General features: G+C 60.9%; 15 protein-coding genes. 4 read left to right on the plus strand and 11 right to left on the minus strand.

Going from position 1 to position 15,503, the window contains the following annotated elements:
• Nucleotides 1–211 precede the first annotated feature (211 nt).
• The 9 genes from hycI to I6L47_RS01910 form a co-directional block, all read right to left on the minus strand.
• A complete protein-coding gene (gene hycI / locus I6L47_RS01870; protein ID WP_216948527.1) occupies nt 212–703 on the minus strand; it encodes a hydrogenase maturation peptidase HycI in 492 nt (163 codons plus the stop codon).
• On the minus strand, nt 703–1,116 hold the full coding sequence (locus tag I6L47_RS01875; protein WP_216948528.1) for a formate hydrogenlyase maturation HycH family protein: 414 nt from the start codon (nt 1,114–1,116) through the stop codon (nt 703–705). Before I6L47_RS01875 ends, hycI begins: the two co-directional genes overlap by 1 nt.
• A complete protein-coding gene (locus I6L47_RS01880; protein WP_005333324.1) occupies nt 1,109–1,924 on the minus strand; it encodes an NADH-quinone oxidoreductase subunit B family protein in 816 nt (271 codons plus the stop codon). Before I6L47_RS01880 ends, I6L47_RS01875 begins: the two co-directional genes overlap by 8 nt.
• Nucleotides 1,924–2,469, minus strand: a complete 546-nt coding sequence (locus I6L47_RS01885; RefSeq protein ID WP_216948529.1) for a formate hydrogenlyase complex iron-sulfur subunit — start codon at nt 2,467–2,469, stop codon at nt 1,924–1,926. Before I6L47_RS01885 ends, I6L47_RS01880 begins: the two co-directional genes overlap by 1 nt.
• Nucleotides 2,470–2,478: 9 nt before the next feature.
• Nucleotides 2,479–4,197, minus strand: coding sequence for an NADH-quinone oxidoreductase subunit C (locus I6L47_RS01890; RefSeq protein WP_017784116.1), 1,719 nt, complete (start codon nt 4,195–4,197; stop codon nt 2,479–2,481).
• Nucleotides 4,198–4,277: 80 nt separating this feature from the next.
• Complete coding sequence (locus I6L47_RS01895) at nt 4,278–5,231, minus strand: respiratory chain complex I subunit 1 family protein (protein ID WP_216948530.1); 954 nt, start codon at nt 5,229–5,231, stop codon at nt 4,278–4,280.
• 1 nt (nt 5,232) lies between these two features.
• Nucleotides 5,233–7,116, minus strand: a complete 1,884-nt coding sequence (gene hyfB / locus I6L47_RS01900; RefSeq protein ID WP_216948531.1) for a hydrogenase 4 subunit B — start codon at nt 7,114–7,116, stop codon at nt 5,233–5,235.
• Nucleotides 7,116–7,781 carry a 4Fe-4S dicluster domain-containing protein gene (locus I6L47_RS01905; protein WP_213389514.1) on the minus strand — a complete coding sequence of 222 codons (666 nt, stop codon included), beginning with the start codon at nt 7,779–7,781 and terminating at the stop codon, nt 7,116–7,118. Before I6L47_RS01905 ends, hyfB begins: the two co-directional genes overlap by 1 nt.
• Nucleotides 7,782–8,169: 388 nt before the next feature.
• Nucleotides 8,170–9,075 carry a LysR substrate-binding domain-containing protein gene (locus tag I6L47_RS01910; protein ID WP_216948532.1) on the minus strand — a complete coding sequence of 302 codons (906 nt, stop codon included), beginning with the start codon at nt 9,073–9,075 and terminating at the stop codon, nt 8,170–8,172.
• Between the two features lie 102 nt (nt 9,076–9,177).
• On the opposite strand from I6L47_RS01910, the gene I6L47_RS01915 reads away from it, so the two are divergent.
• The 4 genes from I6L47_RS01915 to I6L47_RS01930 all read left to right on the plus strand — a co-directional run bounded on the left by I6L47_RS01915 (nt 9,178) and on the right by I6L47_RS01930 (nt 13,620).
• A complete protein-coding gene (locus tag I6L47_RS01915) occupies nt 9,178–10,170 on the plus strand; it encodes a TDT family transporter (protein WP_005333439.1) in 993 nt (330 codons plus the stop codon).
• A 258-nt stretch (nt 10,171–10,428) separates the two neighbouring features.
• On the plus strand, nt 10,429–11,418 hold the full coding sequence (gene lpxM / locus I6L47_RS01920; protein ID WP_216948533.1) for a lauroyl-Kdo(2)-lipid IV(A) myristoyltransferase: 990 nt from the start codon (nt 10,429–10,431) through the stop codon (nt 11,416–11,418).
• 150 nt (nt 11,419–11,568) lie between these two features.
• On the plus strand, nt 11,569–12,564 hold the full coding sequence (locus I6L47_RS01925; protein WP_216948534.1) for a lauroyl-Kdo(2)-lipid IV(A) myristoyltransferase: 996 nt from the start codon (nt 11,569–11,571) through the stop codon (nt 12,562–12,564).
• A gap of 195 nt (nt 12,565–12,759) precedes the next feature.
• Entirely contained in the window at nt 12,760–13,620 is an 861-nt protein-coding gene (locus I6L47_RS01930; RefSeq protein ID WP_107684862.1) for a PA4780 family RIO1-like protein kinase, read from the plus strand.
• 60 nt (nt 13,621–13,680) lie between these two features.
• Here the strand turns inward: I6L47_RS01930 and I6L47_RS01935 are convergent, their stop codons facing one another.
• The gene (locus tag I6L47_RS01935) at nt 13,681–14,205 is read right to left on the minus strand and encodes a GNAT family N-acetyltransferase (protein WP_118853765.1); all 525 of its coding nucleotides are present in this window, start codon (nt 14,203–14,205) and stop codon (nt 13,681–13,683) included.
• On the minus strand, nt 14,202–15,440 hold the full coding sequence (locus I6L47_RS01940; protein ID WP_118853766.1) for a GGDEF domain-containing protein: 1,239 nt from the start codon (nt 15,438–15,440) through the stop codon (nt 14,202–14,204). The genes I6L47_RS01935 and I6L47_RS01940 overlap by 4 nt, the downstream gene beginning before the upstream one ends.
• Nucleotides 15,441–15,503 lie beyond the last annotated feature (63 nt).

The following is a 15,503-nucleotide window of genomic DNA, read 5'->3' on the forward strand; positions in this document are numbered from 1 at the left end:
AACGGCCGCCATTTTGTGGCAAATTTCTGTGACTGGCAACGCTTTTTTTGTCATAAAAAAGCGAGAGTTAGCGATTTTTTGAAAAAATCAAAGAACCTTGTTTTATATCAAGTTCAGCACAATTAGCCCGATGTTTTTAATTTAACATCGGGCCTCGATCACATTGCTGGAACCGTCGGTCAATAACGGTCTTTAACAACTCGATAAATAGTTATCGCTCGGCGTTGGCAATATTCCAGCTGTCCAGTTTATCTATTAACAAGCCGGTATCTTTGGCTGCATCAAGATGCTGATAAAGATAATCCATCGCCTCGCTCACCATCTCGGTCATCGGGAAGGAGAACGCCATGATGGCCGGTTGTACCCCGACAAAGATCACTTCGGGGACAAAGGTCTTGAGCTCGTCGATCAGGAAATTGAGCGGCATATTGTGGGTCGAGAAGATAAACATCTCGGCGATGGTCTCGGGGGGGATCACCTGCAGGGTTCCCGCCTTCTCGCCGATCTCGGCGGCATCCACCAGCACCACCCGCTCAGGTTGCAGCTCCCGCACCTTGTAGACCACATTTTCCGGCGCGATGCCGCCGTCGATATGGATCCAGCCGGGCAGGGGGGCGGCCTGCAGCTTGTCGGCGAGATAGGGGCCGGCACCGTCGTCCCCCATCATGGCATTGCCCACGGTCAACACGAGATTGCAGCCCATCAGCGGCTCCTTACCATCAGGTACATATGGGGGTCGTTAAAGAGGGCGGTGAGCTGATCCATAAAGGTGTTGGTCCAGCCCAGCTCCTGCTCATCGAGCAGATTGTCGGCTTTGCGCAGTCGGTCGAAGGCGCAGGCCAGCATATGGCAGTGCTCGCGATAGATGGTGATCTCGCCAAAGGTGAGAAATCCCTCCATCTTGCGGCGCGCTTCACTTCCCTCTGGCAGCTTGGCCACCCAGTCGCGATAACCGATCAGCGAGCAGACCAGGTCTGCTCGCAGGCAATCGACGATGCCGAGGTGATGGCCGATGGCGAGGCTGTAGTACATCACCTCCCTGGCCTCTTTCGGCACGTCGAACTGCTCGTCGACGAACTTGCGCGAGAGGCGGTAGAAAAAAACCTCGTCAGCCATGTACCGCCTCTCCCTTGCCGGCCGCCCGGTTGAGGCAGGCGTTTGCGAGGTTGTTGACGATCTCCGAGAGACGCGGATCGTCGTGCTGATCGAGGTAGCTCTGGATGCGCAGATCCACATCCTGCTGGGTCGCCCCTTCGAGCAGGGCCATGAATTCGTCGGCAATGATCCGCCCCTGACGATAACCGGCCATGCGGCGCGCTTCGCGCTCGATCATCACCCGGATTTCATTGGGGATGCCGGTGTGGCGCAGCTCGACCCGCTCACCCGGTTGCACCTCGTGGCTGGTGGCTTTGAGTTTCTGCTCAAGCAGACCGAGCGCCACGGCAAAGCCGTAGATGGTGGCCGCCGGTGTCGGAGGGCAGCCGGGGATATAGACATCCACCGGCACGATCTTGTCGGTGCCGCCCCAGACGCAGTAGAGGTCGTGGAAGATGCCACCGTCACAGCCGCAGGCGCCGTAGGCAATGCAGATCTTGGGATCGGGTGCCGCCTCGTAGGCGCGCAGGGCGGGTACCCGCATCGCCCGGGTTACCGCGCCGGTAAAGAGCAGGATGTCGGCGTGGCGGGGGGAGGCGACCACCTTGATGCCGAAACGCTCGGCATCGAACAGCGGGGTGATGGTGGCGAAGATCTCGATCTCGCAGGCGTTGCAGCCGCCGCAATCGACCCGGTAGACATAGGCCGAGCGGCGAATGTCTTTGAGCAGGGTCTTCTTGAGTTTGGTGATCTCGGGATCCTGTGCCAGCGGCACGGCGCGGGTATGGGCATGGCCGACAACCGGTTCTATGCCTTTGATCTTGCTCATCACATCCACTCCTGTTGTGTGGCTATCGGTGTGATCAGGGCCGAGTCAGGCTGGCTCAGCATGCTCTGTTTTCGTTTGCAGTCGGGGCAGTGGTGCAGCCACTCCGGGGTGCTCAGCGGTGTGCCCGCCTGCTTGAGGGTGTCCTCCACCAGCGCCACCAGCTTGCTCGGGGCAAAGTAGGTGCCGCACAGGGTGCAGGGGGCCAGCGCGAAGCGGGCCTCCTCATAGAGATCGGCCTTGTTGGTTACCGCCAGTTCGAACTCGGGGGAGAGGGCGATGGCGCGGGTCGGGCAGACCTCTTCGCAGCGGCCGCAGAAGATGCAGCGCGCCATGGAGATCTCCCAGCGCCGTTCGCCGGTCTCCATGTCCACTTCCATCACCAGCGCATTGGCCGGGCAGGCCTTGGTGCAGGCGGCGCAGGCGATGCACTGATCCGCCTGATATTTGGGTTTGCCGCGAAAATCCCGGTTCACCTCGTAAGGGGCGAAGGGGTACTTGGCGGTCGGGGTGCCAGCCTTGAGGATGGTCTTGAACAGCTTGATCATGATGACCCCTTATTTCAGCGGAGAGTTTTTGCGATCGATGCCGTAGCGCTCGATCTCCTTGTAGGAGACCACGGTGGATTTGCCCTTCTTGGGGTCGACCAGGGTGACCCGGTCGGTACAGGAGTAGCAGGGATCCAGACTGCCGATGATGAGCGGTGCATCGGCCACGGTATTGCCGCGCAGCATGTAGCGCAGAGCAGGCCAGTTGGCGTAGGTGGCGGCGCGGCAGCGCCAGCGGAACAGCTTCTGGTTGTCTCCGGTCATGCTCCAGTGGACGTTCTCGCCGCGAGGCGCCTCGGTAAAGCCCAGCGCAAACTTGCCCGGCTGGTAGGTGAACCCTTCGGTCAAAAGCGGCCCCTCCGGCAGGTGCTCAAGACCAAACTCAATCATGTCGAGGGAGTCGTAGAGCTCGTGGATCCGTACCAGCACCCGGGATTGCACATCGCAACCCGCCTTGGTCTGGATCTCCATCGGCAGCTCGCGGTAACCGGCAAAGTCGTGAACCCGGCGCACGTCACGCTTGAAGCCGCTCGCCCGCACCATGGGGCCGACGCAGCTGAAATCGCGGGCAATCTGCGGGTCGAGCTTGCCGATACCGATGAGGCGGGAGGAGATGTTGGCGGTATCCAGCAGCATGGCCACCAGGGGTTTGAGCTCATCACGCAGCTCACGCACCAGCTGGGCACCCTTGATGCGATCTTCCTTGAAGATGTCGCGGCGCACCCCGCCAATCAGGTTGAGACCGTAGGTCTTGCGGGCGCCGGTCAGCAGCTCGGCCAAGGTCATGGATTTCTCCCGCACCCGGAAGAACTGCATGAAGCCGGTGTCGAAACCGGTGAAGTGGCTCGACAGGCCGATGTTGAGGATATGGCTGTGCAGGCGCTCCACTTCCAGCAGCACGGCGCGGATCATCTTGGCCCGCTCGGGCACCGGAATGCCCATGGCGTTCTCTACCGAGGTGGTGTAGGCGACGCTGTGGGTAAATCCGCAGATGCCGCAGACCCGGTCGGTCAGAAACGCCACTTCGTTGTAGCCCATGCGGGTTTCAGCCAGCTTCTCCATGCCGCGATGGACATAAAAGAGGCGGTAGTCGGCATCAATGATGTCTTCGCCATCGACGAACAGACGAAAGTGGCCCGGTTCGTCCGAGGTGATGTGCAGCGGGCCGACCGGAACGATGCGGTTGGCATCACTGCCCAATTCGTTGACGAAGGGGTAGGTCTCGGTGTCGGTGGTGGGCATCGGGCGCTGGCGATAATCCATGGCGTCCTTGCGCAGGGGGTGGATATCCTCCGGCCAGTCGTCCGGCAGTACCAGACGGCGTTCGTCCGGCAGGCCGATGGCGCGCAGGCCGTACATGTCGCGGATCTCCCGCTCGCCCCACACCGCCGCCGGAATGGTCGGGGTGATGGAGGGGTACTCCTGGGTATCGGCATCCACCAGCACCTTGACGGTGATCCAGCACTTGGTGTCGCCCTCCATGGAGAAGACGTGGTAGACGGCGAAGTGGCCGTTGAGGCTGCGCTCGTCATTGGCAAAGGAGAGCGGAAGCCAGCCCCCCAGCTGATGGAAGATCAGGCTGGCCGTTTCGACCAGACTGGTGGGCTTGACGGTGATTGTGGCCTGATCGGCGGTTTGCCACTCCTCGTCGACGATGGCGTGGGGCAGTTGGGCTCGCACCTGCTGGATGTAGTCGCAGCCGATGCGATCCGAAATGGCGATGGTCATGCAGTTCTCACTTTAATGTTCGGGAATGAGCATTCACAAATGATGAAATCGGAAAAAATTGCTGTGCTGGCGGGCATGATTCAGATCCCGACCAGATAGGCGAGTAGCGCCAGCAGGGCCAGCCCCAAGCCGTAGCGGGTGAGCTTGTGGGTGCGCACGAACTGGGTGCGGGCCATGGCGTTTTCGATGATGCCGGCCAGAAAAAAGGCCACCAGCAGCTTGCAGGCGAGGATCAGCGCCGCGCCGATGAGCGCCGGCAGACTCCAGTTGGCCGCCTTGCCAAAGGGGAGGAAAATCACCAGAAAGAGCTGCACCACCACCAGTTGCTTGAGGCCGATGGAGAGCTTGAGCAGGGCGAGGCCCGCACCGGAATACTCGGTGAGCGGCCCCTCCTGCAGCTCCTGCTCGGCTTCGGCGCAGTCAAAGGGCAGCTTGCCCATCTCGACAAACACCGCGAAGGCGCAAGCGGCACCGGCCAGCAGGGTGGCGATGGGCGCGGCCAGTGGCTGGGTCGCCACATAGCGGCTGATATTGCCCAGATCCGAGCTGCCCACCATCATCGCCATGATGAAGCAGGCGAGCACCAGAATGGGCTCCACCAGAATGCCCAGCGTCAACTCGCGGCGGGCACCGATCCCTGCAAACATGCTGCCGCTGTCGAGCCCCGAGAGGGAGAAGAAGAAGCGGAAGATGGCGAACAGATAGATGTCGGTGATGAGATCCCCGGCGATGGGGAAGGGGGACTCATGAGTCAGGGTCGGCAGCGCCATCCCCACCAGCAAGAGGGCGGCGATGAGCAGCGCAGGCATCAGGTTGAAGATGATGCCGGCAGGTTCGGGAGTTACCTCCTGGCGGCGCAGGAGCTTGGCGATATCCCGGTAATCCTGCAGCAGGCCCGGCCCCTGACGGGAGTGCATCTTGGCCCGCAGCACCCGGTTGAAACCGGTGGCGAGCGGCGCCAGCGCCAGCATGGCGATGGCCTGGGTCAGGGCGAGGGCAACCATGCCCCAGCTCGGCATTTCAAGAACAGGCATATCAGACTCCTACAGCCATCAGGATAAAGAGCGCCAGCACAACGCCATTTATTAAAGAGAGCAGCGGCCAGCCGGTGTTGCCGTTGGTATCGCTCACCCCGTGCAGGGCGCTGGCCAGATCGAGCTGGGGCTGCTTGCGATAGAGCGGCGCGCAGAGTTGGCGCAAGGTGTGGGTGACACCGCCGGAGGTGAGGCTCATGCGCTCCTCATAGGCGTAACCACAAGCCCACGGGGTGCCAGCGTGACGACGACCCAGCTTGGGGCCCTTGAAGATGGCCAGTACCAGCAACGGGATGAGGAACAGACCCAGCAAGGTGATGGCGATAACGGGCGGGGAGAGGATCGCTTGTGAGCTGTCGAGTGGCAGCAGGGTGGCGCCGGTGGCGACACTCATCTGGCTGGCAACGAGTGCCTGACCATAGCTGGCGATATGGGGGGCAATCCAGGGGGCGCCCAGACCCAGCACCAGACAGACGGCGGCCAGCAGCAGGGTGCCAGCCACCATGGCGCCCGGCACTTCGCGGGCGTGGCTCGCGTGTTCGCTGCGCGGGGCGCCGCAGAAGCAGATGCCGTACACCTTGACGAAACACATCACCGCCATGGCGCCGGTCACCGCCAGCATCACTACCGCGAGCGGCGCGACGACCGAGGTGCCGAGTTTGGTCATGGAGAGCAGCGACTGATAGATAAACCACTCGCTGACAAAGCCGTTGAGGGGCGGCAGCGCCGAGATGGCCATGGCACCGATGAGGAACGCCAGCGCGGTCCAGGGCATCAGTTTGGCCAGCCCCCCCATCTTGTCCATATCACGGGTGTGCAGACGGAACATCACAGAGCCGGTGCCCATAAAGAGCAGGCTCTTGAAGATGGCGTGGTTGAGCAAGTGATAAAGCGCGCCGAGTAGCCCCAGCACCACCAGTGCCGGTTGCTGGTTGGCGATGCCGATCATGCCGATGCCCATCCCCATCAGGATGATGCCGATGTTCTCCACCGTGTGGTAGGCGAGCAGCCGCTTGAGGTCATGCTCGGCCAGCGCAAACAGCACCCCGAGCACCGCCGAACAGGCACCGAAGATCAGCACCACATAGCCCCACCAGAGCTGGCTGGCGCCGAGAAAATCGATACTGACCCGCAAGATGCCAAAGAGACCCAGCTTCACCATGACGCCGGACATCAGCGCCGAGATATGGGAAGGGGCGACGGGCTCGGCCACCGGCAGCCAGCCGTGCAGCGGCACGAAACCGGCGCGCAGGCCAAAGCCGCAGAAGCTGAGTAGGAACACCAGGGATGCCAATACGCCCGCCAGATGATGCTCACGCAGCGCGGCGAACTCCAGCGAGCCGCTTTCGCGGCAGAGCAGCCAGAAGGCGATCAGCACCAGTGCCATGCCGATATGGTTCATCACCAGATAGAGACGGCTCTGTTTGGCGGCCTCGGGGTTGGTCTTGACCAGCCAGTAGGTGGTGAGGGTCACCAGCTCGTAGCAGAGCAAGAAACCGAGCGCATTGTCGGCCAGTACCATGCCCACCATGGCAAACAGGAAGAGGTTCATCAGCGCGCCGATGGCCACATCCCCCTTGCCCTGATATTCGCGGATATAGGCAAAGGAGTAGAGGGCGACGGCGACGCCGACGGTGCTAATCACCAGCAGCATCAGCGCGGAGAGCATATCGAGGTGCACTGAGCCCAGCAGCCAGAGCTGGCCATCGACGGGGGCGCCTTGAGCAAAGATCTGGATGGCGGCGACCAGACCCGCGAGTGAGCCCAGCAGGGCAAAGCCACTGTTGAGGCGGTTGGCCAGTGCGGGCAGCTTTTGCAGGAGCAAACCGGCGGCAGCGCCCAGCAAAAAGAGCAGGAGCGTAGCCATAACAAGGGGGGACAACATCAGCGAACTCCCTCTGTGGTGGATAAATCGGATACAGGGAGCGCCGTGGCGGGCGCCGAGAAGGCAGAAGCCCCTTGCGGGTTGGTGTCGGCCGCTTGCTGGCGACGGATACGGGCGGCGCGTTCGGTGTCGCCGTCATTGACCAGCTTCAGTGCCTGGGAGGGGCAGGCTCCGACACAGGCCGGGCCATCGGCGCGAAACTCGCACAGGTCGCACTTGACGGCGATGCTGCGCACCCCCGGCTCCCAGCTCAGCAGATCCTCGCCAAAGCAGCGCAGGCCGGCAGAGGTGGAGGGGTTGCTGGAGCGGATGGAGCAGGGGATATAGGTGTCGTAACTGGTGGCTACGGCCACCGGACGGCTGCCGCCGCTCTGGATGGCGCCAAAGGGACAGGCCACGGCGCAGAGATTGCAGCCGATGCAGAGCGACTCGTTGAGTTGCACGCAATCGCCGGTTTGGCGAATTGCCTCGACCGGGCACACCTTGATGCAGGGGGCATCGTCACAGTGACGGCACTGAACCGGCATGGTCGCCTGCTCGTGTCGCATAACGGTTAAACGGGGGGCTTGCTGCAAACCTTGTGCCTTGTGTACCTCGCTGCAGGCCGCCATACAGGTGCCACAGCCGATACAAAGCTTGGGGTCAGCGATAACGAAGCGGTTCATAGCCTACCTTGTCGTGTCGCGAACGGAGAAAGTAGGGGCAGGTTGGCAAGATACGGGCCAGATTGGTTTTTGCAGCGAAATTGGTCTTAAGTTTCTGTTTTTAAATAAATAAAAATCTGTATGCAGTCGAGTTGAAGCGCTGATGTGACTGTCGAACTGTGACGTTCGTCACTTGTGACGAAGCCGCTGGGAGGGTTCGTCACCCCCGAACAACGGCGTCGACACGGCTGAATGCGGGGTCGTGATACGGGGAGAAAGGGTGACTCGTCTGCGGTAGGTAGTAGGTTGCACAGTGTAGTAATCAAAGGGATGGAGCAACGGTTCCATCCCTGCATTTTGCTTTTCCGCCATAGGCGCTCTGGTTTGCTAGCGATGATATGACCGGGGGCTAGTCCGGGCTGATCACCTCGGCATCCTTCACCTGAGCCCGGCAGAAGTGGATAAAGTGGCGCAGGGAGGTGGAGTGGTACTTCTGCTTGTGCCAGATAAGGGAGAGCTGGCGCGGGAAGCGGCGGGAGAGGGGCAGGGCGATCAGCCGCCCATCTGCCAGGCGATCCGAGGCTGCCAGCCGGGAGATAAAGGAGATGCCAAGCCCCTTCTCCACCGCCAGCATCACCGCCTCCAGGGTGTTGAGTTCAAGCCCTGGTTGCCAGCGGGGCAGCTCGGGCTGGATCTGCTGGATAAATTGCTCGCGGCTGCCCGATTGTGCTTCACGCAATACCCAGGTTTCGCCCCCCAGTCGGGAGAGGGAGAGCTCCTTCTTGCTGGCAAGCGGGTGACCGGGTGGCGCCACCACCAGCATCTCGTCCTGCAGCCAGGGTTCGGCGAGCAGGTCGGGGTGGTGGTTCTCCCCCTCGATCAGTGCCATATCCAGCTCGAAGTTGGCCAGCGCATGACAGAGCAGGTGAGTGTTGTTGATGGTCACCTTGGGGGGGAGTCCCAGCTCCTGTTTGCTGCTGGCGAGCAGGGTGGGGAGCAGGTAGTTGCCGATGGTCTGGCTGGCACCAAGGCGAAGCTGGCCGCTCGGCTCGGCATCGGGACTGAACAGGTTCTCGATATCCTGCATCCGGGTCAGCAGCTCTTCGGCGGCCGGTTGCAACAGGCGCCCCTCGTTGTTGAGCTGCAATCTGGGGTGAATGCGGTCAAACAGCGGGGTGGAGAGCTGGCGCTCCAGCTCCTGCAGCGACTGGGAGACGGCCCCCTTGCTCAGGCAGAGCTCGTTGGCGGCAAGGCCAAGGTTTCCATAGCGGGCAATGGTGGCGAACACTTTCAGCTGCTGCAGGGTCAGTTTCATCGTGTTTGGTTTTCCTGAATGATTGATTTAATTCATTTAGATATCGTAAACGATAAGGGACCATTATCCTATCGCCATAGTCATCAATAGAAAGGTGTCATCATGATCGCAAGAACCCGTAAATCACTGGCTGCCGCCCCAACCCCAATGGCGGGTCTGGCGCTGGGCATCGCCAGCCTTGGTTGGTGTTGGGAAAATGCCGGTCACTTCGATGGCCGGATGCAACTGCTGGGCGCTGCCATTGCGGCTGTGCTGCTGGTGATCCTGACCTTCAAGTTTCTGCTTCACCCCCGCCTGCTGTTGCAGGATCTCGCTCACCCCGTGGTGGGCAGTGTGGTACCGACCTATGCCATGGGCACCATGGTGGTCTCCAAAGCGCTGGGTATGATTGCGCCGCAAGCGGGCGAGGCCCTCTGGCTGTTTGCCGTGGCGGTTCACCTGCTGTTCCTGGCCACCTTTATCTGGCATCGCGCCAAAGAGTTTGAAATTCACCACATGGTGCCGAGCTGGTTCGTGCCGCCAGTAGGCATCATCGTGGCTGACGTCGCCTTCCCGGGGGGTCAGTTTGCCCCGCTGGCCAACGGTCTGCTCTGGTTCGGGATCATCTGCTATGGCCTGATGCTGCCGCTGATGCTCTATCGCCTGATCTTCAGCCATGAAGTGCCGGATGCCGCCAAACCGACCATCGCCATTCTGGCTGCCCCTGCCAGTCTCTCTCTGGCCGGTTACCTGACCGTCAGCCAGGAGCCGTCACTGCTGCTGGTGGCCGTGCTGTTGGGGATCGCCATCCTGATGACCGGCATCATCTATCTGGCCTTCATCAAACTGCTGCGTCTGCCCTTCTCGCCGGGTTATGCCGCCTTCACCTTCCCGCTGGTGATCGGTGCCACCGCTCTGTTCAAAGTGGCCCATTTGGTTGAAGGGTTTGCGCAAGGCAGTCACTACGTCGAGCAGATCAGACTGCTGGCCCACTTCGAGCTGGGGGTGGCTACCGTCATCGTCGGGTATGTGGCACTGCGTTACCTGATGTTTTTTCTGCCGCAGCGTGATACAGAAATGAACAACGGCATGGCCCGCCAGGGTGCTCACCGTTAAGTCTTGAAGAAGATGTGACATCGGGAAATGGATAAGCAGTGCGCTCCGAGAGCGACGGGATAAACGACCAGTCATACGATGGATGGACAAAGAGCCTCCACCCTGGTTGTGTAACGAGCAAAATGCCCCGCAGTGCGGGGCATTTTTTTATGGTTTTTTGATGTGGCGCCCGTGGCGGGCTATTTGCCATGGATTTAACTGGTATTACCTGTCAGGACGACTACAATGCAGCACCACTTTTTCGCTCGACCCCAATACATGTCGTCCCAAGATCCCGTATTTGACTCCTCCTTTGAAGCCCGTTTTCTGCATCCCCGCTACTGGTTCAGCTGGCTGGCGCTCGGTGTGCTGATGCTGCTCGCCTTTGTGCCGGTGCGATTGCGCGACCGTTTGGCCGAAGCCTTGGCACCGCTGGTGTTTCGTATCTCGAAAAAACAGATCTATATCGCCAGAACCAATCTGGAGATCTGCTTCCCGGACAAGAGCCCGGAAGAGCGGGATGCCATTGCACTGACCTCGATCCGGGTCGGCCTCAAGAGTCTGTTGGGATTTGGCGAGTTCACCATGCGCAGTCAGCGTTATCTGATGAGCCGGATGCAGGTGATCGGTTGGGAGCATATCGAGGCGGAGCGGGCGGCCGGCCGTCCGGTGATCCTGGTGGTGCCCCATACCTGGCCGGTGGATGCCGCCGGTTACTGCTTCACCCAGCGCGGGGTGCCGATGTGCACCATGATGAAACGGGCGCGCAATCCGGTGTTTGATTGGCACCTCAACCGTGCACGAGCCAAGAACGGTTGCCGCGTCTATGAGCGCAGCGCCGGGATCAAGGCGGTGATCAGGACCATCAAGAGCGGTCGCAGCTTCTTCTATCTGCCGGATCAGGATCATGGCCGCGAGAAGAGCATCTTCGCCCCCTTCTTTGGCTATCCCAAAGCGACCCTGCCTGCCTTGCCCCGTCTGGTGCAGGTCAGTGGCGCCAAGGCGGTGCCGCTGCTCGCCTGCTATGACGAAGAGAACCACTGCTACCGACTGGAGATTGAGGCACCGTTCGACAACTATCCCACCGAGGATGTGATGGCCGATACCTGTCGCATGAACGACATGGTGCAACAGCAGCTGATGCGCCATCCGGGCCAGTACATGTGGTTCCTCAAGATCTTCGATACCCGTCAGGATCAGGAGGGGCGGGATGGCCTTTACGAGGCGGGGATCCAGCGGATCCGCAAGGGATTGTCGCCCCACGGTTGACACAGAATTTGGATTGATTGAAATGGCCCCAGGTGGGCCATTTTTTATGATAACTAGTCTGATCAGTGCCTTGCGGGTCGATGGCCAGCCTCCCCAGGGTAGAAAAAAATGTCAGGATAACTACAATAACCGTTTGTTTTTGATGACTTGATGGCCGCCATGTCTGCGTTAGATCCGGTATTTGATACCTCATTTCATAGCCGCCTGCTGCATCCCAAATGGTGGGGCAGCTGGTGTGCGCTGGGCCTGCTCTCCCTGCTGGCATTTATCCCCGCGAGATTGAGGGATCGCTTTGCCGATCTGGTTTCGCCGACCCTGCTGCGTTTTTCGAAAAAGCAGGCCTATATCGCCGATACCAACCTCAAGATCTGCTTTCCCGAGCTGGATGCCGCTGCACGGCAGGCGCTGCTGCTCAAATCGATCCGGGTCGGGCTCAAGACCTTTATGGGCTTTGGCGAGCTCAGCTGGCGCAGCAAGGCGCGGCTGACCCGCCGCATCAAGGTCACCGGCTGGGAGCATGTGCAAGCGGAGCAGGCTGCAGGCCGCCCGGTGATCCTGGTGGTGCCTCATACCTGGGCGGTCGACATGATTGGCCGCTACTTCTCCATGATGGGCATCGAGATGTGCACCATGATGAAGAGCCCGAAAGATCAGGTGTTCGACTGGTACATCAACCGCGAGCGGGCCAAAGGGGGCAAGGTCTATGAGCGCAGCGCCGGGATCAAACCGGCGATCAAGTCGATCCGCGCCGGTGCCAGTTTTTTTTACCTGCCGGATCAGGATCACGGCCGCGAGGCGAGCGTGTTTGTTCCCTTCTTTGGCCGCCCCAAGGCAACCCTGCCAGCCTTGCCCAAGCTGGTGAAACTGACTGGCGCCAGGGCCGTGCCCATCTTCGCCAGCTATGACGAGGATGCGGGACGATATCTGCTGGAGATTGAGCCGCCGTTTGACCCTTATCCCACCGCCGATCTGCTGGCAGACGTCAATGCCATGAACCGGGTGGTGGAGATGCAGGTGGCCCGCCATCCCGAGCAGTACATGTGGTTTCTCAAGATCTTCGAAACCCTGGAGCATCAGGAGGGGGATGACGGTCTCTATGAAGCGGGGATCCAGCGTATTCGTCAGGGCTTGCCGCCCGAACCTTGAAAATTGGCCCGCTTGCGGGCCATTTTTGTTGGCACAGGCGCCTTTCGTATTTGGTCTGCTGCTGGTGGTTTTTAAGGCGAACGGGTGGACAAAAACAGCGCAAACAGGGGATAACAGGGTGTCTTATGAAAGGGAGAGGCAGGTGAGCGTGCGCGGAGCTATCTTCGAGAGCGGAAATAGGGTAAAAGGGCGGCCATGAAAATTCCAAATCGAATCCAACCTCTGGTTGATGACGGCCTGGTCGATGAGGTCGTCAGCCGGTTGATGAGCGGCAAAGAGGCCGACGTCTATGTGGTGCGCTGCGGCGACGAGATCCGCTGCGCCAAAGTCTATAAAGAGGCGTCCAAGCGCAGCTTCAAGCAGGCCGTGGTCTATCAGGAGGGGCGCAAGGTGCGTAACAGCCGCAGCGCTCGCGCCATGGAGAAGGGCTCCAAGTACGGCCGCAAACAGCATGAAGAGGTGTGGCAGAACACCGAGGTCGACGCCCTGTTCAAGCTGGCGGCGGCCGGTGTGCGGGTGCCACAGCCCTATGTCTGCCTCGATGGTGTCCTCTTGATGGAACTTATCACCGATGAGGATGGCAATGTCGCGCCGCGCCTCAACGATGTGGCGCTTACCCCCGAGCAGGCGGTCATCGACCATGCCAAGGTGATCCGTTACGTGGTGCGGATGCTCTGCGCCGGTCTTATCCACGGCGATCTCTCCGAGTTCAATGTGCTGGTGGATGAACAGGGCCCGGTCATCATCGACCTGCCCCAGGTGGTGGATGCCGCCGCCAACAACCAGGCCAAGGCGATGCTGGAGCGGGACGTCAACAACATGCGCAACTACTACGGCATGTATGCCCCCGAACTGCTCAAGACCCGTTATGCCCAGGAGATGTGGGCGCTGTTTGAAGATGGCAAGCTCACCCCCGAGAGCGAGCTGACCGGCCACTTTGAAGAGAGCCGCGCCGCCATCGATCTCGATTCGGTGCTGCAGGAGATTGAGAGCGCCGAGGAGGAGGCCTATGCCCGTCAGGCCCGGATGAAGGCGGAGCAGGAAGACAGCTACTAACGGTCTTGCCACGTCCGCAAAAAGAGCGCCTTCGGGGCGCTCTTTTTATTACTGCTGCGGCTATGGTCGGCTGGGGCAGGGGGCTAGCTGATACATCTCCAGCCAGTTGCGATCCCCCGGATGGAAGTGCCGCCCCAGCAACACGCCACCGGCTGCCGTAATGACCTTGCGGGAGGCCAGATTATCCTGGTCACAGCAGATCAGCACCGGCGCTGCCAGCACCTGTTGTTGTACCCAGCGTAGCAGCACGATCGCGGCCCCTTCGCCACGGTGAGAGGGGCGGGTTTCGTAACCGATATGACCCAGCCACTGGCGGGTTGCCTCATTGTCACCGTGACGAAGACGCAGGGTGGCGATGATCTCCTCGCCATCGAGGGCAAAATAGGTGGTGGTCGGCAGGTATCCACTGGGCAAGTTGCGCCCTTTGGCGTGATCCAGCAGGCTCTGTAGCCAGCCGTCCGGGTCAAATTGTGCCACCTGATAGAGCGGCTGTCCGTCTTTGGCGCATTCGGTGACATAGCGCCGGTAAGCCGGGGCATCTGCCAGCCTAGCCGGTCGGCACTGCAGAGCGAGCGCTGCGCTCATGACAGGAGCGCACAGGGCGGCAGCGGTTGCGGCTCGTTGTGGTGGAGCTCCTGCACGCAGGCCCGTTGCCTTCCAGCCTGTTTGGCGGCGTAAAGAGCCTGATCCGCTCGTAGGTAGGCCGCTTCAAACCCCTCGTCAGGGTGCAGCGAGGTGAGGCCGATGCTGAGGCTGATGGGGCCACCGGCCAGCGCCCGGGTCGCCTCGGCGATCTGCTGTTGCAGACTGTGGCAGTAGTCGGGCAGGGTCTGCGGGTCCGCCATCAGCAGCAGGGCCAGCTCATCGCCACCAAGCCGACCGGCCATGCCCTCGGAAGGCAGGGTATTGGCGATCACCCGACCCACGGCCCGCAGCATGGCATCACCGGCGGGGTGGCCGTGGCGGTCGTTGATCTGCTTGAAGTTGTCCAGATCGATCAGCAGCAGCTGGCTAGGGCTAGCCATCTCGCGGGCACGCAGGGCAACCTGGCGTTCGAAATAGTGGCGGCTGAACAGGCCAGTCAGCTCGTCCTGATTGGCGCGCCGCTCCAGCTTGCGCTGGGTGACCAGCAGGGCTTGCTGTTGGCGGGTGTGGACCAGGCTCAGCAGCAGATAACTGCGGGCGATGGTAAAGAGCAGGCTGAGCAGGATCACAGGCCCGAGCAGCGGGTCGGTGAAGGAGTTGGCCGCCAGCTCCGGCTGCCAGAGATGTTTGGCGATCCGCAGCAGTTGTAACAGCAGTTGCAGGCCGAGCAGCAGAATGGCAAAGCGCAGCACCCGATAGACGGGGGCCAGCCGCTGGTAGCGCCAGAGCTGCCAGATAAGCAGCGCAATCTGCAGCGAGAGCACGCCGGAGAGCACGATGATCCGGCTATGCACATCAAAGAGGGGTTGCTGCAGGGCGGTCAGGGCAAACAGGACGAAACCGCCGAGGGTAACGGCGGGCAGCAGCCAGCCCAGTTGGTCGGCTTCACGGCGAAAGAAGTGGCGCATACCCCGTTCATAGAGCAGGGTGGTCGACATCAACAGCAGGTTGGTGCAGAGAATATTGGCAAGGGATGCATTTCCCTCAAGGGGGCGCAGCAGCAGGCAGCAAAAAGCCCCCGCGATAACCAGTTCCCCCGCTGACCAGTAGATCAATGCCCTGATCTGGCGATGGGTGTGCCACATGGCGGCGAAAATGGTGGCGACCCCCACATGTGACAGCGTGACGAACAGCACCAGACTCAACAACTGGGCCGAGGAAAACAGACTTGGCATCAAGGGGCTCTCTGGGAAGTCACCTGTGAACGAACAGGCGATGGGGTATCGCCCGCTGGCAGT

The sequence above is a fragment of the Aeromonas sp. FDAARGOS 1417 genome (assembly GCF_019046985.1).
GTDB classification, from domain to species: domain Bacteria; phylum Pseudomonadota; class Gammaproteobacteria; order Enterobacterales; family Aeromonadaceae; genus Aeromonas; species Aeromonas veronii.

Bases quoted from the DNA above. Each gene is read 5' to 3' on its own strand.
- I6L47_RS01880 (WP_005333324.1), bottom strand. From the start codon at position 1,924: ATGAGCAAGATCAAAGGCATAGAACCGGTTGTCGGCCATGCCCATACC.
- hyfB (WP_216948531.1), bottom strand. From the start codon at position 7,116: ATGTTGTCCCCCCTTGTTATGGCTACGCTCCTGCTCTTTTTGCTGGGC.
- I6L47_RS01925 (WP_216948534.1), top strand. From the start codon at position 11,569: ATGGCCGCCATGTCTGCGTTAGATCCGGTATTTGATACCTCATTTCAT.
- I6L47_RS01890 (WP_017784116.1), bottom strand. From the start codon at position 4,197: ATGACCATCGCCATTTCGGATCGCATCGGCTGCGACTACATCCAGCAG.
- I6L47_RS01910 (WP_216948532.1), bottom strand. From the start codon at position 9,075: ATGAAACTGACCCTGCAGCAGCTGAAAGTGTTCGCCACCATTGCCCGC.
- I6L47_RS01930 (WP_107684862.1), top strand. From the start codon at position 12,760: ATGAAAATTCCAAATCGAATCCAACCTCTGGTTGATGACGGCCTGGTC.
- hycI (WP_216948527.1), bottom strand. From the start codon at position 703: ATGGGCTGCAATCTCGTGTTGACCGTGGGCAATGCCATGATGGGGGAC.
- I6L47_RS01885 (WP_216948529.1), bottom strand. From the start codon at position 2,469: ATGATCAAGCTGTTCAAGACCATCCTCAAGGCTGGCACCCCGACCGCC.
- I6L47_RS01915 (WP_005333439.1), top strand. From the start codon at position 9,178: ATGATCGCAAGAACCCGTAAATCACTGGCTGCCGCCCCAACCCCAATG.
- I6L47_RS01935 (WP_118853765.1), bottom strand. From the start codon at position 14,205: ATGAGCGCAGCGCTCGCTCTGCAGTGCCGACCGGCTAGGCTGGCAGAT.
- I6L47_RS01875 (WP_216948528.1), bottom strand. From the start codon at position 1,116: ATGGCTGACGAGGTTTTTTTCTACCGCCTCTCGCGCAAGTTCGTCGAC.
- I6L47_RS01895 (WP_216948530.1), bottom strand. From the start codon at position 5,231: ATGCCTGTTCTTGAAATGCCGAGCTGGGGCATGGTTGCCCTCGCCCTG.
- I6L47_RS01905 (WP_213389514.1), bottom strand. From the start codon at position 7,781: ATGAACCGCTTCGTTATCGCTGACCCCAAGCTTTGTATCGGCTGTGGC.
- lpxM (WP_216948533.1), top strand. From the start codon at position 10,429: ATGTCGTCCCAAGATCCCGTATTTGACTCCTCCTTTGAAGCCCGTTTT.
- I6L47_RS01940 (WP_118853766.1), bottom strand. From the start codon at position 15,440: ATGCCAAGTCTGTTTTCCTCGGCCCAGTTGTTGAGTCTGGTGCTGTTC.